Source organism: Bacillus sp. B-jedd (genome assembly GCF_000821085.1).
Classification (GTDB): domain Bacteria; phylum Bacillota; class Bacilli; order Bacillales; family Cytobacillaceae; genus Bacillus_D.
The window spans coordinates 1,909,697-1,931,061 of the sequence record NZ_CCXR01000001.1; the positions used below are offsets into that span (position 1 = coordinate 1,909,697).

Here is a 21,365-nt window from a genome sequence, read left to right on the forward strand (position 1 = left end):
ACCCCAATCCTTCACAATCACCAACCGATATGTATATATAATTTGGAAACATAACGATGTGCTACAAGCAAAGAGGCTAATTATTGATAGAACTAACCAATTTTTATTATCCTGTTTTTTCTCTGTCGTAAGATTAATCATAGGAAGTATCCAGGAGATTAATCCGAGTACAAGACTTCCAAGGTTGAGCCAACCATACATAACCTTAACCCCCAGTTGGAGATAGATGTGATATTATAAAATTATACCATTTATTGAATTTTCTTACTTAAATAGACAATATCCCGATTTTATTCCTTTCCCAGTAGCCTTTGTCTGAAAAGCTTATCTTGAGTTCAAAACGTATTGTTTTTTGGAAATATGGTTACATAAAAATATTGAAACAGAATCATGGAGGGGAGCCGAATGTCAGAGACGAGAATAATGCCAAAGCCACACAGGTATGCAGTTTGCGCGAGTGAAGAGATGCCGATTAAGGAATTTTACAAAGGGGTGTTTGAGGAGGTTTTTATTTTCTATCATCCATTTATAAAAACCACACCCCATTGCTATGAAACTTGGAAATCTGGTACTTATCTTGGAAAAAACAATATTTTAGAACATTGCGAGCCAATTTACTGGGCAGAGTTCCTAAAATTAGCCGCCATTGAAAACGTTAAAAAGCTGGATATAGGACTGCGAACATATATTGGGGGATTGAACGAAAAGTTTGAAGATAAGGCAACGGCAAAAACCATTCAGGATGTATGCGAAAAAAATAAAATGATCGTACCGTCTGAAGGATTTTTTTCGGAATTCCTCATTAATAAAATTCTATACGCCATTAAAAAAGAAGGCAACGAGTGGATATGGTGCGGCGATGAATTTGGTTCGGAACGGAAATTGCAGTTCATTGATGATTTAATTCATGATGATCAGAGTGGCAACCAAAGGATTAATTTATTTACACACGATCATGAAATTTTGCTGACAACCCATTGGGATAGCCATTTTTCTCTTCTGTGCTCGGATAAGGAAACCGTCAAGAAAATCGTGAATGCTTGTAATCTTGAAGGCTTTTATTGCACGGATAGAACCAAGATATATTGGAGTATCTTCGACTAAAATGAAGTAAGGCTTTTTAATAACCGCTACTAAGAGCTTGCAAAAGTTGAAAAGCATTAAAAACTCAAACCTTTAACAAGGACAAGGGTGATAAATGTCTAATGACGAACATCGATAAAAGAAATCGATTAAGTGACGAGCCTTTTAGTTTCCGAGTGACAAAAGATAATACGGTCTTTTTGGAGTATAATGGCAAACAAGTGAAGATCTTAAAAGGAAGAGAAGCAGAGAAATTTTTAAAAAGAATGAAAGCTGCTGGGAATACAACAGAAGAACAACTAGTTATGGCGAAGATTACGGGTAATTTCAAGAGGGGTAATGAATGAAGTTTAGGGGGATGCATCTTGAAAAAAGACAAAAATAAAGACATGATAAAAGTGATAACTGTTTTCGGTATAGGATCTATTTTGGTTTTAATGGTTCCTTTGTTCTTTTATTCATTTTTATAGCCTGGTATTGATGGTAGATTTAGCAAGCTGCTAGTGCTGTGATCCAAGAGGATTAGGGCACTTTTTTGTTGGACTTCTTATTGAAGGGGTGGGATTTTATAAAAAGCTATTCAAAACAATTAACAGGGAGGGTAGACATGAATATTGCTTTTAAAAGAATGTCAGAAAAAGAATTTCGGGTATATTTCGAAGATAAGGTTGAGAGATATAGTCATGTGCTATCAGAAAATGCACATGAAGCGAGCAACGAAGAACCACTATCTAAGGCACGTAAACAGTTAAATAATCTACTTCCAAAAGGAACAGAAACCCCTAGTCATCATTTATTTAATATATATCAAGCTGACGAGTTGATTGGATACGTTTGGATAAAAGTTGAAAAAGAAAAGAAAAGTGCATTCCTTTATGAAATTTATATTTTCGAAAAATATCGAGGGAAAGGTTTTGGAACCAGAGTAATGAAACATATGGAGGTTTGGTTAGAAGAGGAAGGAATTTTGTACTTTAAACTGCATGTTTTTGGCCGTAATGAAGGGGCAAGGAAGCTTTATGAGGAACTTGGTTTCGAAATAGCAGGTATAAATATGATGAAAACTATAAACTAACACTTAGTAGTTCAGATACAAAAGTCAATGCTTGCCCTACTTGAAATAGTCAAATGAAAAGTCAGTTCCTTTATTTACAGGGAATTGACTTTTTTAAGATTGATTTTGCCAAGCTTTAAATCTGCAATGTTGGTTGTTCCCCTTAAGGATTCAGGAATTAACTAATAAAAACAACGAGTCCTCCAGTTATCACATCATCTTAAGAATTCTTAAGAAATTCCCTTACTGTTTCTTTATGTTTCAAGTCTATTCTAGCCATAGCAGGCAACTCAAAGGAGTGAATAGGACTTGAAAACAATAAAGTTTTTTCTACAATATTTGTTTTACCCAAGAAAGGTGGGGGCTGTTTTACCGAGTTCAGAGTATTTAGCTGAAAAAATGATTGAAACAATTGAATTCCAATCAGCCAACTATATTGTTGAATATGGAGCAGGAACTGGGGTTTTTACAGAGAAAATCTTAAAATACCGAAAACCCAATACCATTGTTATGTTATTTGAGAGTAACAAAATGTTTTACGAAACGTTGAGAGAAAAATTTAAAGAAGAAAACAACCTGATCATCATAAACGATACCGCAGAGAATATTGACAAATATATAAAACAACATGGTTTTCCCTATATTGACTATGTGATTTCGGGTTTGCCATTTGCGAGTTTGCCCAAGAATGTCTCGAATGGTATCTTGAATAAATCAAGAACGTTTTTGAAAAACGGAGGTAGGTTTATTACTTTTCAATATACTCTACTTAAAAGGGAACTTTTTAACCAGCACTTTGAACAAATAGACATTAAACGCGAATACAGAAATGTTCCGCCTGCTTTTGTGTTAAGCTGCCACAATTAACTGGTTGAGCGAAGGGAAAAAAGGATGTGATGAAGAGTGGGCACGAAAATTTTAATTATTGATGATGATAAGGAGATTCGAAACCTTATATCTGTTTATTTGGAGAATGAAGGGATCCAAACTAAAAAGGCCGAAGATGCCGTTGAAGGCTTAAAACTGCTGGATAAGGAGGTGTTTGACCTTATAATCCTGGACATAATGATGCCAAAAATGGACGGAATTGAAGCGTGTATGAAGATCCGGGAGGAACGCCATATGCCTATTATTATGATTTCGGCAAAATCAGAAGATATGGATAAAATCCAGGGACTTGCTTCTGGAGCGGATGATTACATTTCCAAACCATTTAACCCATTGGAACTTATTGCAAGAGTAAAGTCCCAACTTAGACGGTACAGAAAATATAACGCTGTAACCGAAAGTAAAAATGTTATGGAGGTTGGCAATTTAACCATTAATACAGATACACGCCAAGTATGGGTTGGAAATAAAGAGGTTAGGCTTACTCCGAAGGAATTCGATATATTGGAACTGCTTGCCCGAAATAAGGGCATTGTGTTGAGTGTCAGTAAAATTTATGAAGCTGTTTGGAAGGAAGATTATCTAAGATCAGATAATACAGTCATGGTTCATATCACGAAAATCAGGGAAAAAATTGAGGAAGATCCCAAGCATCCCATTTATATAAAAACAGTATGGGGTTTAGGGTATAAAATATGAGGAGTCATAAATTTAAAAATACACTTATCTTTAAACTTCTGATAGCGATCGCAGTAAGTTTTCTTGTTTCAATGGCGGTACTGGTTAGCTTTTCTTGGCTTATTATACTGTTTTTTAATATCCATTACGTGAGTGAACTCAGTATAGTGACATATAATATCATCGAGTTAACCTTATTTTCATTTTCATTCTTAGTAACTTTCTATTTGATGATAAGGAAAAAATTACTCTACCTAAAAATGATTACCGATAGCGTTAATGACATTGCTGCTGGAAAATTAGGACTGACAATTGAACTGGCAGGTAAAGATGAATTAAGTCAACTTGCTCAAAATATTAATGGCATGTCCAAAGAATTAGCTAATAAATTTGACTATGAAAGACAATTGGAAATGGCAAAAAATGAACTCATTACAAACGTCTCGCATGATTTGCGGTCTCCTTTAACCTCTATCATTGGATATTTGGATTTATTGAGGAAGGGTAATTATTCAGACCAAAAACAACTAAATGATTATCTTGATACCTCCTATTTAAAATCAAAACGACTTGAATCCCTAATTAATGAGCTTTTTGAATATACCAGGTTATCAAGTCCTGATGTCAAGCTTGACTATAGTGAAGTGGGTATGACGGGACTTCTGGAACAGTTAATCGGGGAATACATTCCTATTTTTGAAAGGGAAAAGCTTACGATTGTAAAGGCATTACCTAATGAGGAAATCCATATTGCGATGGATGTTGAAAAAATGGTTCGTGTTTATGAAAATCTTTTTATGAATGCCATTAAATACAGCTTAAAACCTTCTGACATACACATTAGTCTCGATAGACTTGATTCCTTGGTAATTTTGAAAATATCAAACCAGGTTGAAAATCCTCCACTTGAGGACCTCAATAAATTATTTGAACGGTTTTTTGTTGGAGACAAGGCTAGAAAGAATAATCAAGGGACAGGTCTTGGACTTGCCATTTCAAAAAGAATTGTTGAATTGCATGGTGGAACGATTCAAGGAGAATATAAAGAAGGTTGGCTAACCTTTATGGTTGAGCATCAGTTAAATAGCTGTTTAAGGGATTTTACTCGCTTATCCTGAAACTTAAGAAATCTTAAGAAATTCGCATACTATTTTTTAATCTTCTTTGCTTATGATATTTATATCAAAGGCAAAGGATGGGAATAAATTGAAAAAGAATCTTGCTGTTGTGGCCATATGGATTTTAACCGTTTATATATTTAAGGAGAATGGTCTGCTGTCACTTGACTTGGTTGCATTAAAGGAATACATTGCTGCAAACCAAGAATACGCTATGTTAATATTTATTGGTGTTTGGGTCGTCAGGCTTTTTGCCTTTATACCGGGTGTCCCGCTCATGATAGTAGGTGGAATTTGCTTTGGTCCAGTGCAAGGCTTTATTCTTTCTATGGTAGGAATGGCGATTAGCGAAACATTGGTATATGTAGTTTCAAAAGCCCTATCAAGCAATAAGTTTAATCTCTTTCTTGAACGTAAAAATCCACAATTAAAAGCCCTTTTAATGAAGCATAATTATAAGTTTTTAGCTTTAGGAATCATCTGTCCCATTGCCCCATCCGATGTCATTTGCTTTATGTCAGCATCCATTGGCATTCATTATCGAACCTATATCTTAACGGTCATTATCTCAAACATCCCAATCATGATGTTGTTTAGCTTTCTAGGAATCACAATGGGTGAATCTTTACTAGGTGTTATCCTAATCCTATTGTCTGCTGCCATTATTTTGGTCCTGACTATTAAAATTTGGACAAATTTAAAACAGGAGCCATGCAATTCCTAGTTATTTAGACAGGGTGCCGTAGCAATACCTTGTTGGATTAAACAGGACTTGGATTAAGAAATAGGGAAAATTTTAACATGGAAGATTGGCAATGTTGATAATTATACACAGAAAATAAAGGAGGCAGTCCAAATTCGGACTGCCTTTTCTTCTGGCAAAATAAACACCAATTTAGATTCCCGACTGCCTGTCATAGTTCCTGAAAAGCATGCCGTTCGCTTTAAACATGCCGAACTTTTCGTAGTAGGGGACGAGGTCGTCATCGCAGCACAGGTCAATCATGTAAATACCGCGCAGATGTTCGAGCATCTTGCTTACGAGTTCCTGGCCGATTCCTTTGCCTTGGTATTCCGGCAGCACCTCGAGGAGGGGGATATAGGCGGAAAGGACACCGTCGCTGATTGCGGTAATGAAACCGATAACCTGTTCGCCTTCCACCGCCAATACGATATGGCTGCTATTTTGCAAAAGCTTCAAGTGGGTTTCCGGGCTCGGCGGATTCGGCCAGCCCACGAAAAATCCGTTCAGCATATCGGCTGTAATTTCTTCAAGTGTATGTGTATAGTTCATACGATCAACTCCTATTTTTTCAAAAATAATTGGGAAGTTGATAGCAAATCAATTGTAGAGTAACAAAGCAATGGCCTCCAAACATTTGGGACTTCCTAAACAATATTCGCCATCGATTGCAAAAAACCTTCTTTCACAAAAAACTAATGCCTTAGGACATATGTCCTTTCCTTAATGGAGAAATACCATTACTATTAAGGGCAGGGAAAATAGCGGCCAGGGTGAGGGACAATGAGAAAATTAGATGATCTGCAATTGATAAGCGACTTGCTTTCCAAGCATAATCTATTAAGCATATTTGGCGAAGAACATCTCGATCAATTCCATTTGTATGCGCCGAAAAAGGGTGAAATCGTGTGTTCTGACGGTGACCAGTTGGAGGAATTGCTGTTTTTAGTCCAAGGCAGGGTGAAAATCTCCACTGCTTTACCAAATGGCAAATCTCTTTTATTAAGATTCAATAATCCTCTTTCAATCATAGGAGAGGTCGAATTTGTCACTAGAAGAATGGCTAGGAACACGGTCCAATGCGTTACCGATTGTCTACTAATAGGAATAAACTTTAACCTGCTGCATGAACATTACAAACACAATCCGGATTTTCTACAGTACATCATCCATCATCTCGCGCATCGGTTATATTCATCCACGAACGCTTCAAGCCTAAACCTCCTGACAAGGGTGGAAAACCGGTTTGCGAGTTTTTTATTGTCACTTACAACGAGCAGCAGCGGTACGTTTGAAGAGGAAATAAAGACAGAAAACTTAGTAGAAACAGCTGAATTGTTGGGGACAAGCTATCGGCATCTGAATCGGGTCATTAACGATTTAATAGAAAAAGAGATAATAGAGAAGAGGGGCGGACTCATTCTGGCAAAAAATATAAAAAAGCTGGAAGAGTTGGCAGGCGGAATAAAATACGAATAAGTTGGTGGAAGGTTTTATGTTAAAAGGAATATTATTTTCATTACTCGCGGGTGTTTTTATCACATTGCAAAGCGTTTTTAACACAAACGTCAGTTCAAAAGCGGGTCTATGGCTGACGACAGCGGTTGTGCACTTTGTTGGTTTGATTGGATCAGTCGCGATTTACATGCTCGTCAGGGACGGGAGCATCAAGAGCCTTCTAGAGGTGAATAAGCTTTACCTCTTGGGCGGCATTTTCGGCGTCATCATCGTATTCAGCGTGATGCAGGGGTTCACCCACGCCGGACCGGCCTTTTCCGTTTCCGTTTTGCTGATTTCTCAATTAATGATTGCCTTGCTGATCAATACATTCGGCTTTTTCGGGGTCGAGCCAATCCCGCTAAGCCTGAATAAAATCATAGGCGTATGCGTCATGATCGGCGGCGTCCTCATTTTTCAGTTCAAGTAAAGGGAAATCACTTTTGCAAAAAACTTTCAAAAACCAAATGAACTAACATTGAAAATGGATTATCCGATAACGTGACAATCCATTTTTCCTTTCTTCGGAGCAGCATTCCTGTAACTGACTTTTTTAAAGCTTCATTCCAATGAGGCTGACATTAACATTGATTTATTTGCTAATTGATTAAAGTTAATTTCAGCAAACTAACAGGTTTGCTTACAAGCATTTCTGTTGAACTTACAGTAAAGGAAGTACTACTTGGTAAAATTTGACCATATCTTATCTAATATTATAAATTTCTTCAAGAGGGGTTATAGGTATGCTGCGGATTAACTTTTTTGTAAAACAATTCCTAAAAGAGCCTTTATGGTTTAAACTGCTTATCTCTATAACGTTGCTTGTTTCAATCATTTTTAGCAGTGGATTCTTCGAAAATAATACCTATTATCAAAGTTTATCCAAATTGGCAGCAGCCATCTTTTTTTGTACATATGGAATTAAATTTTGGCGGTACCGTTTCACATCTATTATTTTTTTATCAGCCTCTTCTATCTGTATAGTTCTATCCATTCTCGCTATATCTTAGTTGTAATTTTAAATAGTAGTTCCATTTAGGGGCCTTAATCCAAGAAGGATTAAGGCATCTTTTTGTTGAATTCCTTATTGAACAAACGGGCAGTTAGTTTAACAAAATATGATTGAAAAATTGGCTTAATCGATAGGTAATACTGGTATTAACAACTGAATTTTAAGGGTTTACCACCAACATGGTGCATCTACATGTAGTGAATGTATAATATAGATATCCCTCATGAAAAAAGGAGACCTAAAAATGAGAAAACTCGTTCTATTTCTGCACGCATCGCTTGACGGTTTTGTTGAAGGTCCGAATGGTGAAATGGACATTGGCTGGGTTTCCTATGATGCTGACTTGGAGAAACACTCAAAAGAAATTCTGAGTACTGCCGACACTGTCATATGGGGACGTGGGACTTATCAGATGATGCACGGTTACTGGACATCTGTGCCTTCGGACCCCACAGCCTCGGAGCATGAACGGAATCATGCCGAGTGGATCGAAAAGACAGCCAAAATCGTTTTTTCCACCACGCTTGAGCAAGTCGAATGGAACAATTCCAGACTGGTGAAAGAAAATGTCGAGGAAGAGATCAAGAACCTCAAACAGCAGCCAGGCAAAGATATGGTCATCCTCGGTAGTCCTAGGTTAGCACACTACCTTATGCAGCTTGATTTAATAGACGAGTATAAATTTACGGTTTCTCCCGTCTTGATAGGCAGCGGGTTGCCTTTATTCCAAGGTGTCAAGGAGAAGATTAATCTTAAACTTATCGAAAACAAAACATTTGATTCAGGAGCCATTGCCCTCGTTTACCAAACGGTTAGATGATCTATTCTTCAAAAGCAGATTATGACAAATATGATAGCTCAATAAACAGCCTCTTCAACGAGTGAATTAATCCATTATTACCAGTACTATGTTAACTGCACAAATCAGCTGAACAGAGATAATAAAGTCGTTTATTTTGAAATTATTTAGCGGTAATGAAATTTAATATCAAAATTAGAGGAAATATCTTCTTGACAGTAGAATATTAGCCTAGAACCATAATTAACTATTCCGATGAGGAGGGTTCTTGTGCGTCCACGACCATTACTAATTGAAAATCCAGAGCATGCTAGGTATGTTAGTCTTGTGCCAGATGGAGATATTGAAGAAATACTAAGTAAGCAACGAACTAAGACCATTACGCTCTTACGCAGCGTATCAGAGGAGTCAGCAGGGAAGGCGTACGCACCAGGGAAATGGACTTTAAAAGAAGTGATTGGGCATATGACCGACTCGGAACGTGTGATGTCGTATCGAATGCTTGCCATTGCACGAGGTGAAAGTGCACCACTCCCAGCAATGGAACAGGATCAATACGTATCTGCGGCAAACTTTAACAAATTATCCTGGGAGCAGTTACTAGCTGGTTTAGACGCGGTACGCTCCAACACATTAAGCCTTATTTCAACCATTGATGATGCAGCATGGGTTCGTAATGGAACTGTGATGAACAGCCCAGTTTCGGTAGGCACCATTGCGTATGGCATTGTCGGGCACGAGATACACCATATGAAAGTGATTAGTGATAAATACTTATAAGTCTTTTTCTATTAATCGCAAGTAAGTCCTTTGAGAAAATAATCTCAAAGGACTTTTGATTTTTCCTGTTTTTGAAGCATATCAAAAAACCAAGGGATTTGAATAATGTAATAATTATACCAAATATATGGATAATAATGGTATGGTTTGATTAGATGTAATTTTTACCTTTTGCGGGGGTGATTTGATTGAGTCGGGTTATGATCGTTATTAAAGAAATGATATTGGACATATTTTCAATGGGAAAAGGTTTTATTTACGGTTTTGCAATGGTGGGATTATTAATCTTATTCTGTACTGTCGTATTATACGGATTATTTTATATAAAGAATTTCCTATTTTAACTTAAAAACTTTGCAGCTTTGGTGTCAGTCCTTGGCGGTACTAGTCTCCAATAAATAATTAAAACAAGGACCCAATCGGATCCTTGTTTTAGGTTTATCATAGATTTAGTCTAGATCCAACGTTTCATTAATATCCGCGGATTCTGCATTTTGCCCTGTCATGCGTTTATACATGAACGCTATTTTCTTCACAAAATTACCGGTCTCCCAATACTCGGCAGCTTCTGCTTTTACTTTGATCAGGACAACGTCAGGGTCATCATAAGTGGTTTGCATAATCTTCTCATACGCTTTGGACCACAATTCCTTTTTCTTGTTTAGATCCTCGACGATTTCCGCTTTTCCGCGGACGGACACATAGGATTTCCCCGCATAAGCGACATTGACATCCTGATCATTTAGAATTTCTTCGTACTTATTAGTCTCTTTTTTCGTGAAAAACCATAAGTCGCCATCAAATTCTACTTCCTGGGTTTTCATGGGACGGGACACAAGCCCTTCTTCACTTGCTGTCGTCAACATGGCCGTGTCTACGTCTTTGATTAGCTCTCTCAATGTTTCCAGTTCTTCATTTTTCAGCATGTTAGACATTCCAAACACCTCTTTTAGGATGATAGAGGTATATTACCCTTTACACCTCAGTTTATTCGGTTTTGCAGTACCAACGTTGAATCGGTTCCGCTATATTGAAGGACTTTTCCTGTCTTATATAGAATTGGATGTGAAACAAGATGGCAGGAGGTTTTGTTCATGGAAGTTACTTTTCGGCAATTTCTCGATACTTATTTAGAAGCTTGGAGAAGTTCATCTTTAACCGACTTAAAGGAAATGATATCCCCCGATTACCAGGCAAGGGAGATAACGGGCGGGGAAATCGATGACTTTGGTTATAAGGAATCAATCAATGGGTGGGAGCAGGGGTTTCAATTTGTGAAAGAAAGCAATGCCAAATGGATTGTGGATGAAATTTCAATCATTCCATTAAGGGCTGATGAGTCGATGGTGATTCTATCAGCTACAATGATGATAAACGAGAATAAGTTAGAAACTGCGAATTTATTATTCCAGACGTTCAAAAGAAATAGCCAGGATGAGTGGAAGTTGGTAAGGAGTCATATCGAAGCAGGAATCCCGAATAGCCAACTGGACCGTATCCAATTCAAGAGTTTCGTTGAATAAGAGACTTGAAAAAGGGACCTTTTTAGGTCCTTTGATTTTAGCCAAGTACTGGTATTATCAAGTTTATTTTCCCTCCAACATTTGATCTATTAAACTTATTAAGGAGTCATCTTTTGACCTATAAATAGTATACTTTTTCTTACTGTTCCGGGTATCTACGACAACATCCCCGTCATCATTAATTACAACTGAATAGTTATTCGAATCTAGAACAATAAGAATATCGTAAGCGTTTGCCTGGCTCTGGATGTTCTTTTCACCAAAAGCCCGTGTGTATGTAGCCGTCTCAAGAAAGCGAATGAATTTTTCTAAGTCTTTCCCTTTATACTCTTCATTGATAAACCTTTGGCCTTTTCCCTCTTCAAAACTCATCATGATTGTCACTTTCTCTGCCCGCTTCAATGAAGGAAAAACTTGCTCCGCACTTAAGGGACGGAAATAATAAAATATACCAGCAAGACAAAGGAAAAGGACAAAGAGCTTCATAAACTTATTTTTGGACTTCATTTGCTAACACACCCCATATTTAACCCGATTCTATCTTTTAATAAGCATACCACCATCGAATCTAAAAGGAAATAATATCCAAAGAAACGCCTTTAAATGAATTTATCACCATGCAAAAAATCCACTTTATCTTTTGTTATAAGATGAAATTACAGAATGTTCGGATTATAATTAAACTATTCATAAATGGAAATTGTCATCCAAAGAGCGAGTTTTGCAAAAACAACCTTTATCTTGGAGGCGGAAGAAATGGCAGACAAAATGAACATCACAATCGGAAAGCTATTGGAGGAAACAGCGGCACGGCAGCCGGATCATGACGCAGTCGTTTATCCGGACAGGGGGCTCCGCTATACATACGGCGAGTTTGAAAACCTATGCCGGGACATGGCAAAGGGATTGATGAAGCTCGGCATCGAAGCGGGGGAGCATGTGGCGATTTGGGCAACGAACCGGCCGGAGTGGGTAACAGCGCAGTTCGCCACTGGCAAAATGGGCGCCGTCCTCGTTACCGTCAACACAAGCTACCGCACTGCGGAGCTAGAATATCTCCTGAAGCAGTCCGATTCAACAACGCTCATTTTAATGGAAAACTTCCGTGACGCATCCTATATCGACATGCTTTACGAAATCGCTCCAGAACTTAAAAACTGCGAACCTGGGAACCTAAAATCGAAGAACCTGCCATACTTGAAGAACATCATTGTCCTTGGCGACAACCGCTATCCGGGGATGCTGCATTGGGAAGATATCCTCGCGCTGAAGGAAGAAGTGACAGATGAAGAACTCGACCAGCGGATATCTTCGCTTGACCCGAACGACCCAATCAACATGCAATACACGTCAGGCACGACTGGTTTCCCGAAAGGCGTTATGCTGACCCATAACAACCTCGTCGACAATGCTGTCAACATCGCGGAGTGCATGAAGCTTACCGACGCCGACCGGCTTTGCATCCCAGTTCCGTTTTTCCATTGCTTCGGCTGCGTCATCGGAACGCTCGCCTGTGTTTCCGTCGGTGCGACGATGGTGCCAGTCCAGGAATTTGACCCGAAAAAGGTGCTGGAAGCAGTAGAGAAAGAACGCTGCACGGCGCTGCATGGCGTCCCGACGATGTTTATCGCAGAACTGAACCATCCTGATTTTGCAAAATTTGACCTTTCCAGCCTCCGGACAGGTGTGATGGCTGGTTCCAATTGCCCGATTGAAGTCATGAAAGCAGTGATTGAGAAAATGGGGGCCTCCGAAATCACGATTTGCTACGGCCAGACAGAGGCGTCACCGGTTATCACCCAGACGCGGACCGATGATCCGATTGAGCTGCGCGTTTCCTCAGTCGGAAAAGCGCTGCCTAACGTCGAAGTGAAAATCGTCAACCCGGTTACGAATAAAGAAGTACCGAGCGGCGAGCAGGGCGAGCTTTGCACACGCGGCTACCATGTCATGAAGGGCTATTATAAAAATCCGGAAGCGACTGCCGATGCGATTGACAAGGATGGCTGGCTTCACACCGGCGACCTTGCCGTCATGGATGAAAACGGCTATTGCAAAATTACCGGCCGCCTCAAGGATATGATCATCCGTGGCGGGGAAAACGTCTACCCGCGCGAAATTGAGGAATTCCTTTACCAGCACCCGGCCGTCCTCGACGTCCAAATCGTTGGCATCCCTGACGAAAAATTCGGCGAGGAAGTCATGGCTTGGATCCAGCTGAAAGAAGGCCAAACTGCCACAGCAGAAGAAATAAAGGAATTTTGCCAGGGGAAAATAGCACGCTTCAAGATTCCAAGATATATAGAATTCTGTGAAACCTTCCCGACTACCGCATCAGGAAAAATCCAAAAATATAAACTGAGGAAAATGGCAGAGGAAGTAGTAGAGAAGGAGCGATCTGCTAACATTTAACCAGCTGTGAAAAAGTTTATGTATAGGAGTAAGAAGTAAACCAGCGCTCCCCTCCAAAAGTTTAGTCTAAATTCTAAACTGGTGAGTATTATTTTATAAGATAAGGAGGGGAATCTGATGAAACCAATTGGAATATTGGGCGTAGGTCAGGCAGGAGGCAATATAGCGGAGGCAGCATCTGCCTTGGGTTTTCCAACCGCCCTTATCAATACGAACCAGCGAGATGGACTCGTCAATACAAGGGTTGAAAATAAGTACTTTGTTCCGGGCTATAACGGGGCTGGCCAGGATCGGTCGATTGGTGCCCGGGCAGTCAATGGTTATTACCGGGAGATTGTCGAATTTGTCAAAAAATCATTCAAAAAAGTAAAATTCCTCTTCGTGGCATTTTCCACTGATGGTGGCACCGGCTCGGGAATGGGGCCGCTTCTGATTGAAATCCTGCTGAACCAGCTGCCAGAGCTGAAGGTAGGGGCGATTGCCGTGGTGCCTGAACGGAATGTCCTGGCAGGCAATCGGATTAATGCAGCGGAATGCCTAGAGGAACTGTCCAAAATTGCCGAGATTTCATCCACGTTCCTGGTCGACAATGACCAGTTGAGGCGCACAAATCCCCAATCAAGCAAGCAGCAAATTTACCGGGCTTCCAACCATAAGGTAATGGAAGCAATCAATCACGTCCTACAAATAACCCAGAAAAGCTCCCTTTATGGGAACTTTGATGAAACAGACCTGATGAACATCCTAAGCACACGCGGTGTGACCGTTATTTCATCAAGCACCGTGACAGATGCCAAAACGACTGCTGATGTATCGCTCAAAATCCAGCAATCATGGGCTAATTCGGTATTCTGCCCGGTCGAATCGGCTGGAGTCATCCGTGCCGGGTTGATTTATGAAGGACCAGAGAATGTCTCAAAACTGATTAACGTCCCATCGATTTTCGAAAGGGTCGGGGAACCGCTAGAACTATACGAAGGAACATATATATCAGAAACAGACCCAGCGATCACCACCATTTTGGCAGGACTAAGCTTCCCAACGCGGCGGCTGCAGGTGATGGAAGATATGCTCAACAAGAACAGGGACCGGCTCCATGAGCTTGTGCAAAAGGAATACACACAGAAATATGAGTCCAAAATCGGCTGGGCAACCAATTTAAAAGCGAGAAACAACTACAAGCCAACACGGACAGTTAATCAAAAGCCAACAAAATCAAATAGCTAAATTAGACACTGGGTTTTCCCAGTGTCTTTTTTTGTGGGCTTTTTCGCAAATACGAGATGAGCCAAACTTAAAAATAGAAAAAATTATATAGCAGCAAGCTTGAGAGGGGTTAATAGCCACTCTTTTCTTCGCCAAAAAAATTTCCCAACCTAATTTTTTTAAAAACTTCCTTAATAATCAGAATATTACAATTCGTTCTGTTAAAATATAGAAAAATTAATTAGGAGGTAGTTTTTTGAAAAAAAGGGTTAAACGTCTAGTTTTCTTGTTTTATGCAATCATTATGGTGATCAGTACCTTTTTGCCGCCTGCCGCTTCGGCAGCAAGTGGGGAAGGAAGTTCGGGTCAAAGTGTTCCAACTTCTTCTGTTAACAAAATCGATAGCAAGGTTTATGATCAGCTTGAGAAATCGGATGAGGTATCCTTTATCGTCACGCTTCGTGACCAAGTTGATGCTGCAGCGGTGAAGAAGGAAGCCGCTAAAAAGGCAAAGGGAAAAAGTGTTGCTGCGCAGCAAAAAAAGCACCTTGTCCGTTCTGAGGTGCTGACTGAGCTCAAAGCGAATGCCCATCAAAAACAGAGTAAGCTGCTTGAGGTGCTAGGGCAAGAAAAACAAAAGGGCAAGGTTAAAAAGTTCAAATCCTACTATATTATTAATGCGGTTTCTTTTACAGGCACAAAGGAAGCTGTTGAGAAAATCGCTTCTTTGAATGAAGTTGAGAAAATATATGTGGATGAAACGAGACAATTGGGACCTGAAGTGGAAGCGACTCAAAATGAGGTGGACACAAATATTGAGTGGAACGTGAAGCAAGTAGGGACTCCTGATGCGTGGAAGGCGGGAATTGACGGAACCGGGACTGTTGTTGCGAGCATTGATTCCGGGGTTCAATGGGACCACCCGGCCTTGAAAGAAAAATATCGAGGCTATCAGGCAGCCGACGGATCTGTGGATCATCAATATAGTTTCTTTGATGCCGTAAGCGGACAGGCAGCAGCCTATGATGATAAAGGCCACGGCACCCATGTAACCGGAACGATGGTCGGCAGCGAGCCGAACGGAAAGAACCAAATTGGCGTAGCCCCGGGGGCAAAATGGATCGCGGCCAAAGCGTTTAACGGCCTAGGGCAAGGGGCGGATTCCGATATATTGGAGGCAGCCCAATGGATTTTGGCACCTGGCAGCCGGGTCGATATGGCTCCAGATGTCGTAAACAATTCATGGAGCGGCGGTTCTGGGATAGACGAGTGGTTTATTGAAATTGTGCGCACATGGAGAGCATATGATATTTTCCCAGTTTTTGCGGCGGGAAATGCGTCACTTTTGCGACCAAACGGACCTGGAACGATTGCAACCCCGGCTAATTATCCAGAATCATTCGCAGTGGGTGCAAGCGATAAAGAAAACAAAATGGGAGACTTCTCGTTCCAAGGCCCATCACCGTATGGTGAAATAAAGCCTGACGTTACAGCTCCTGGAGTAAAAATTCGCTCTGCAGTTCCAGGCAGCGGCTATGAAGGCGGATGGAACGGTACCTCGATGGCGTCTCCTCATGTATCCGCAGCAGCAGCCTTATTGCGGCAGGCGAATTCAAGCTTGACAGTGGACGAAATCGAGCAGATTTTGACCAAGACAGCGACTCCTTTAACAGATGCTACTTATTCGAAATCTCCAAATAACGGATATGGCCACGGACTTCTGAATGTGTACGACGCAGTTCTTACCGTCACTGTCGGGATGGGAACAATCAAAGGGAATGTAACGGTTGAAGGAGAAGACTCGGAAAATCCAGCATTTGAACACACGCCAGTCACTGAGGCGGATGAAGGAATGCAAATTGATTTGTCCATCCTCGCAAGGGACAATGTCAGTGTTGAGTCCGTAGTCTTAAAGTATAAGGTGAATGATGGAGAATGGAAAACGGTGCAGGCTGAACGGACTTCGGGAAATCATTTATCAGGAGATTATTTTGCAAGCATTCCTGCAGGGGTGACAGAAGCAGGGACATTGACGTATCAATGGGTCATTACTGACTTCGTCGGAAATACGGTTAAAACTAATGAATATAATGTAACTGTGTCAAAAGGTTTGACAATCGGTTATTTCGAAGACTTCGAGACAGAACCTGTCGGCTGGGAGATTGTTGCTGAGGGCTCAACAACGAACTGGGAATGGGGAATCCCTACATCCGGTCCGAACAGTGCCGTATCCGGACAGAAAGTTTATGCTACCAAACTGGCCGGAAACTATACGAATGGAATGCGTGAAATGATTGTCATGCCGTCCATCGCCGTTCCGGAAGGGAAAACGTATTTACAGTTCAAGCAATGGCATAGCTTTGAAGTTTCTGCTTCGACTGGTACTGCCTATGACTATGGATATGTCATGGCATCTCAAAACGGCCGGGATTGGAAGGCGCTATTAATGGTCAAAGGAGATTCGACTAAATGGGTGGATGCCCAGGTCGATTTATCCGCTTATGCAGGAGAAGGAGTGTATATTGCCTTCTATACATTTTCCGATCCCAGTACGACAAGGCCAGGCTGGTATATTGATGATGTTGCTTTATCCGCTGATTCTGTTGGGGCAGGCACCAGCACTGCTTCCGAAGTGGCTTTGGAACAAACAGTATCAATGAATTTAGGTACAGACGAGGCCGCAGAAAATCTTCCAACCTTATTGCCGCTGCAGGCTTTTGTCAGTGTTCCAGAAACAGGGAGGTCTTCCGCAACCAATCCGCAGAATGGCAGCTATGCATTTAGCCACCCGGGTGGGGAATACACCGTTGTCGCGGAATCCTACGGATATCACCCAAAGTCAAAGAAAGTTCAAATTGCAGGTAATGAAGATACAGTTGTCGACTTCACTCTTGAAGAGAAACAGACAGGCGTCATATCCGGCGTGGTCACAAATAAGCTGACAGGCGAACCAATCCAAGGGGCAAAAGTTTACTTGGTGGAGGATGCAAATATCGAGCCAGCTGTATCGGCAGCGGATGGTTCTTTCCAACTCACTGCTTTGGAAGGCACCTACACACTGAAGGTTTCTCATCCAATGCATTATCCGACCGACACAGCTATCACATTAGCTCCAAATGGCGAAACTTCACAAAATCTTTCGATGGATCCAATTTCAGGCCATTCCGAAACAATAGCGTATGATGATGGAACAGCGGAAGGATTAAATTATTTTCATACGAAAGGCAACGGCTGGGCTGTCAAAATGTCGCTTACTGAAGGTAAAACAAGAGGCGTTTTAACAGGCGGTTTATACAAATTTGACGGAGGCAACCGTCCCGACCCAGGCGGCACGGAATTCCTTGTCGAAGTATATGATGCTTCTGGCCCGAATGGATCTACAGGCAACAAGCTGGCGGGACCATTTGACGCGAAGGCTATACGGTCTCATACTGAGTGGACACAGGTTGATTTAAGCGGTGAGGAAGTTGTCGTTCCAAGAGATTTTTACTTGGCATATGTTCAAAAGAATCCATTCCCGTACATTCCTGCGATCAATAAAGATACGAATGGCGCATGGTCGGGGAGAAGCTATTCGTATATTGATGGAGTCTGGAAACAAACCGTTAAATCAGATGGAAACTATATGATTCGCGCGGTTGTCTCGTACGATAACGCTGTTCCGGAAATCACCTCTCCGGAAGACCGTTCATTTACGGCGAATGGAGTCGTTAAGGTAGAAGGGAAGGGACAGCCAAATACGACTGTTCATTTATACAATAATGGAGTGGAAGCAGCGGTCGTCACGTCTAGTGAGGAAGGACGTTTTGCAGCAGATGTTACTTTGGCAGAAGGTGAAAATGTTATATCAGCGAAAGCGGTTCAAAGTTCTGGCCTGACCAGGGCGTCGATTCCGGTAACAGTCATTGTCGATAAGACAAAACCGGTTGTTTCAATTGATTCCCCGGCAGACGGAGCTCAATCCAATACAACAACCGTTACTATAAAAGGTAAAGTTGAGGATCAATACCTTGATTCTGTTACTGTAAATGGGACTAAAGCGAAGGTTGCCGAGGGAGTCTTTGAAGCTGAACTTACGCTGGAGCAGGGCGAGAATTCTATTTCCGTTCAAGCAAAAGATTTGGCTGGCAATGAAACAACTGCGAAGGTAACTGTAAAAGTCGATTCGATTGCCCCGGTCATCACGATTGATTCACCAGTTGAAGGGGAAACGACACACAAGAAATCGGTTACTGTCAAAGGGCAGGCAGTTGATGCAAATCTGCAGTTTGTCAGGGTAAACGGCAAAGAAATTGGTGTGAAGAATGGGGTCTTCAGCACAAATGTATCGTTAGAATCTGGCGAAAACATCATTCAGATTTGGTCTAAAGATACGTTTGGAAATGAAACATGGAAACAAGTGAAGGTCATTTATACAAGTAAAAACGGCAAATAATCGTACAGTTCATTAAAAAGGATTGCCCTGTGTAAAAACGGGGTAATCCTATTTATTTTCTAAAGGCTGTCTTTTGCAAAAAGGTTAAAAAACTGTCGTTAGCATTGGAATAATATACAGTTTTACTTAATGGAGGAAGCGGAATGATGGGTTGTATGATGCCAGGAGCAGAGCTTCCGGAGGACGGATTAAAGACCTTTGCATCGAAGAGAACTATCCAAAATTAAAAAACCTGAAGTACCTTGCGAGACTTCAGGTTTTGCCATATGTATGAATTTAAACTAATTGGAGCCAAAGTTCCACTTGCTTGCCAGCTTCAGGATGGATCGCTTTTAACGGTTCCACCAGGATCTCTGCTTTCTGATGCTTGAGTTCTTTTGCCAGTTCGGGCAGGTTATCGATCAAACCAAAATCAATCAGGTTCTGCATTGTATTCATCCGGAAAAAATCGGTCTCCCAGGTGTTGAAAATAAATGTATCCATCAGCATTTCTACCATAATATCCAACTCGTACTCTCTCAAGATCGTAACTCCCTTCACCAGTATAGTTGCATTATCCGACAATTTTCGGGTGATGACAACAAAACACTATCAAATTATTTCAATAACTTGGTTTGACAGTTAAGTATTTACGCAAAAGGAAGGTGAGCATCAACTGGCATGGCGTGCAGGTGAACACGCTTATAAAGTGTACTGAATCGTTAAAGCAGTTATGGGGCCATATCAAACTACAGGAAAGGTGGTTTCTTCAAAAGTGCTCTTGTTATTTACCGTTTCTGGCTTCACGTTAAGAGCTATTGATCGAAATTCCTGTACCGCTTTCATGAACCAATGAATGTGGCACCGCATATCGTGTATGTAGTGAAATGTACCCAATATTATCTTCTTGTCCACTCCTCAAAGGCAATCCATCCATTTTCCCCCTATCATCCACATACTAAATAATAGTATAATATCCTTTAAATAAACAAAATTCGATATATTTTGTAAATATAGAAATATTTGAAAGAAAATAGAAACCTATTAAAAACTTATCCGTATAAAGAATTACATATTATATAGGTTGAATTTAATAATTTCACAATTTAATTAGAAAGCTCGTTGATTGGAGCTCAGGCATGTAGACTCCTGCGGGATTGAGCAGCAAGGGGAGACCCCGCAGGAGCTTGCTCCGAGGAGGCTCCACTGATGCCCCGCGGAAAGCGAAATGCCCGGAGCGGAAATCAACACCTCGTTTACAAATGAATATTAATCTTTATGTCAACCTATATAGTTTTAAATCTCAAATCAATGATTTGGGATTTTTCAACCAGTTAAGTTGCTAAATTTTTACACAAGTGGAAGAATTAATATTATTATAATATTATAAATATTTTAGGGGGAGTGAAGGATGTCGAAAATTTGGAAATTGATTGCGCTACTATTCGGGGTAACCCTTGCTAATGTGATTCTTCTTTCCCCTGGCTTTCTGGGGGTAAGGATTGCCGGCGGAAGTGCTCTTGAGACATCCTTTGGGGTGACGGTGCTGTTTGTCAGTCTCATTGTTATTCTTTACGGTATTTATGGATTCCTGTTCAAAAAAATTCCAACCGTACAGTTAAAAGAGCTAAAAACGAATGAGGATTATGTAAGAGCCCTTCAATCTTATCAAAATATCAAAGTATTAAGGGAAGATATTGTGTTCGCTTTAGCGCAGGAGCTTCGATTAAAAAAGAAAAAAGGAGGGCTGCTGTCCCTTCTCGATGAACGATTCGACAAAACCGAATTAAGTTATCAAAAGTTCGCCAATGTCGTGGCAGAAGTAGAAAAGCTTTTCTATTTGAATATCCGCAATATCCTCAACAAAGTCAGTACATTCGATGAAACAGAGTACGAAAGCGTTACTGGAAAAAACACGAGCCGCTTCTCTAAAGAAATTCTCCAGGAAAAAAAGGAACTTTATAATGAATACCTTTCTTTTGTCAAAAATGCCGTGAATATTAACGAGGAGATTCTCTTGTATATCGATAAACTCGTTTTGGAAATTTCAAAGCTGAACAGCATTGATATCGACGATATTGACAACATGGCCGCCATGCAGGAAATGGATGCATTGATTAAACAAACAAAACACTATAAATACTAGAAGGAGCACTGGC

The 21,365-nt window shown here is 40.7% G+C and carries 20 protein-coding genes; 16 read left to right on the plus strand and 4 right to left on the minus strand.

Annotation, left to right across the window (positions count from 1 at the left end; all coding sequences use genetic code 11):
- Positions 1 to 405 precede the first annotated feature (405 nt).
- From BN1002_RS09315 to BN1002_RS09345, 7 genes are all read left to right on the plus strand, one after another.
- Positions 406 to 1,104 (plus strand): DUF2711 family protein, encoded by a 699-nt coding sequence (locus tag BN1002_RS09315; RefSeq protein ID WP_048824740.1) that lies wholly within the window; start codon positions 406 to 408, stop codon positions 1,102 to 1,104.
- A 101-nt stretch (positions 1,105 to 1,205) separates the two neighbouring features.
- A complete protein-coding gene (locus BN1002_RS09320; RefSeq protein ID WP_048824742.1) occupies positions 1,206 to 1,430 on the plus strand; it encodes a hypothetical protein in 225 nt (74 codons plus the stop codon).
- 260 nt (positions 1,431 to 1,690) lie between these two features.
- Entirely contained in the window at positions 1,691 to 2,158 is a 468-nt protein-coding gene (locus BN1002_RS09325) for a GNAT family N-acetyltransferase (RefSeq protein ID WP_048824744.1), read from the plus strand.
- Between the two features lie 288 nt (positions 2,159 to 2,446).
- Positions 2,447 to 3,004 carry a class I SAM-dependent methyltransferase gene (locus BN1002_RS09330; protein ID WP_048824745.1) on the plus strand — a complete coding sequence of 186 codons (558 nt, stop codon included), beginning with the start codon at positions 2,447 to 2,449 and terminating at the stop codon, positions 3,002 to 3,004.
- A 36-nt stretch (positions 3,005 to 3,040) separates the two neighbouring features.
- Entirely contained in the window at positions 3,041 to 3,724 is a 684-nt protein-coding gene (locus BN1002_RS09335; RefSeq protein WP_048824746.1) for a response regulator transcription factor, read from the plus strand.
- Positions 3,721 to 4,821, plus strand: a complete 1,101-nt coding sequence (locus BN1002_RS09340; protein WP_048824747.1) for a sensor histidine kinase — start codon at positions 3,721 to 3,723, stop codon at positions 4,819 to 4,821. The genes BN1002_RS09335 and BN1002_RS09340 overlap by 4 nt, the downstream gene beginning before the upstream one ends.
- Positions 4,822 to 4,909: 88 nt before the next feature.
- Positions 4,910 to 5,545 (plus strand): TVP38/TMEM64 family protein, encoded by a 636-nt coding sequence (locus tag BN1002_RS09345; RefSeq protein ID WP_048824748.1) that lies wholly within the window; start codon positions 4,910 to 4,912, stop codon positions 5,543 to 5,545.
- Between the two features lie 171 nt (positions 5,546 to 5,716).
- On the opposite strand, the gene BN1002_RS09350 is transcribed toward BN1002_RS09345, so the two are convergent.
- Positions 5,717 to 6,115: a GNAT family N-acetyltransferase gene (locus BN1002_RS09350; RefSeq protein ID WP_048824750.1), complete on the minus strand. Its 399-nt coding sequence runs from the start codon at positions 6,113 to 6,115 to the stop codon at positions 5,717 to 5,719.
- Between the two features lie 231 nt (positions 6,116 to 6,346).
- Here BN1002_RS09350 and BN1002_RS09355 point away from each other — a divergent pair, with 231 nt between their 5' ends.
- The 4 genes from BN1002_RS09355 to BN1002_RS09370 all read left to right on the plus strand — a co-directional run bounded on the left by BN1002_RS09355 (position 6,347) and on the right by BN1002_RS09370 (position 9,651).
- The gene (locus tag BN1002_RS09355) at positions 6,347 to 7,042 is read left to right on the plus strand and encodes a Crp/Fnr family transcriptional regulator (RefSeq protein WP_048824752.1); all 696 of its coding nucleotides are present in this window, start codon (positions 6,347 to 6,349) and stop codon (positions 7,040 to 7,042) included.
- 16 nt (positions 7,043 to 7,058) lie between these two features.
- The gene (locus BN1002_RS09360) at positions 7,059 to 7,490 is read left to right on the plus strand and encodes a DMT family transporter (RefSeq protein ID WP_048824753.1); all 432 of its coding nucleotides are present in this window, start codon (positions 7,059 to 7,061) and stop codon (positions 7,488 to 7,490) included.
- Between the two features lie 826 nt (positions 7,491 to 8,316).
- On the plus strand, positions 8,317 to 8,892 hold the full coding sequence (locus BN1002_RS09365) for a dihydrofolate reductase family protein (protein WP_048824754.1): 576 nt from the start codon (positions 8,317 to 8,319) through the stop codon (positions 8,890 to 8,892).
- Positions 8,893 to 9,141: 249 nt separating this feature from the next.
- Positions 9,142 to 9,651 (plus strand): DinB family protein, encoded by a 510-nt coding sequence (locus tag BN1002_RS09370; RefSeq protein ID WP_048824755.1) that lies wholly within the window; start codon positions 9,142 to 9,144, stop codon positions 9,649 to 9,651.
- Between the two features lie 449 nt (positions 9,652 to 10,100).
- On the opposite strand, the gene BN1002_RS09375 is transcribed toward BN1002_RS09370, so the two are convergent.
- On the minus strand, positions 10,101 to 10,586 hold the full coding sequence (locus BN1002_RS09375) for a pyridoxamine 5'-phosphate oxidase family protein (RefSeq protein ID WP_048824756.1): 486 nt from the start codon (positions 10,584 to 10,586) through the stop codon (positions 10,101 to 10,103).
- 159 nt (positions 10,587 to 10,745) lie between these two features.
- On the opposite strand from BN1002_RS09375, the gene BN1002_RS09380 reads away from it, so the two are divergent.
- Complete coding sequence (locus tag BN1002_RS09380; RefSeq protein WP_048824758.1) at positions 10,746 to 11,174, plus strand: hypothetical protein; 429 nt, start codon at positions 10,746 to 10,748, stop codon at positions 11,172 to 11,174.
- 63 nt (positions 11,175 to 11,237) lie between these two features.
- Here the strand turns inward: BN1002_RS09380 and BN1002_RS09385 are convergent, their stop codons facing one another.
- The gene (locus BN1002_RS09385) at positions 11,238 to 11,681 is read right to left on the minus strand and encodes a hypothetical protein (protein WP_048824759.1); all 444 of its coding nucleotides are present in this window, start codon (positions 11,679 to 11,681) and stop codon (positions 11,238 to 11,240) included.
- Positions 11,682 to 11,930: 249 nt separating this feature from the next.
- Between BN1002_RS09385 and BN1002_RS09390 the strand changes: the two genes are divergently transcribed.
- The 3 genes from BN1002_RS09390 to BN1002_RS09400 all read left to right on the plus strand — a co-directional run bounded on the left by BN1002_RS09390 (position 11,931) and on the right by BN1002_RS09400 (position 19,227).
- Positions 11,931 to 13,586: an AMP-binding protein gene (locus BN1002_RS09390; RefSeq protein WP_048824760.1), complete on the plus strand. Its 1,656-nt coding sequence runs from the start codon at positions 11,931 to 11,933 to the stop codon at positions 13,584 to 13,586.
- 117 nt (positions 13,587 to 13,703) lie between these two features.
- Positions 13,704 to 14,813, plus strand: a complete 1,110-nt coding sequence (locus BN1002_RS09395; RefSeq protein ID WP_048824761.1) for an FtsZ/tubulin family protein — start codon at positions 13,704 to 13,706, stop codon at positions 14,811 to 14,813.
- Positions 14,814 to 15,048: 235 nt separating this feature from the next.
- Positions 15,049 to 19,227 carry a S8 family serine peptidase gene (locus BN1002_RS09400; RefSeq protein WP_048824762.1) on the plus strand — a complete coding sequence of 1,393 codons (4,179 nt, stop codon included), beginning with the start codon at positions 15,049 to 15,051 and terminating at the stop codon, positions 19,225 to 19,227.
- A gap of 276 nt (positions 19,228 to 19,503) precedes the next feature.
- Here the strand turns inward: BN1002_RS09400 and BN1002_RS09405 are convergent, their stop codons facing one another.
- Positions 19,504 to 19,749, minus strand: a complete 246-nt coding sequence (locus BN1002_RS09405; protein WP_048824763.1) for a hypothetical protein — start codon at positions 19,747 to 19,749, stop codon at positions 19,504 to 19,506.
- A gap of 868 nt (positions 19,750 to 20,617) precedes the next feature.
- Here BN1002_RS09405 and BN1002_RS09410 point away from each other — a divergent pair.
- Entirely contained in the window at positions 20,618 to 21,352 is a 735-nt protein-coding gene (locus tag BN1002_RS09410) for a hypothetical protein (RefSeq protein WP_048824764.1), read from the plus strand.
- The last annotated feature ends 13 nt before the right edge of the window (positions 21,353 to 21,365 follow it).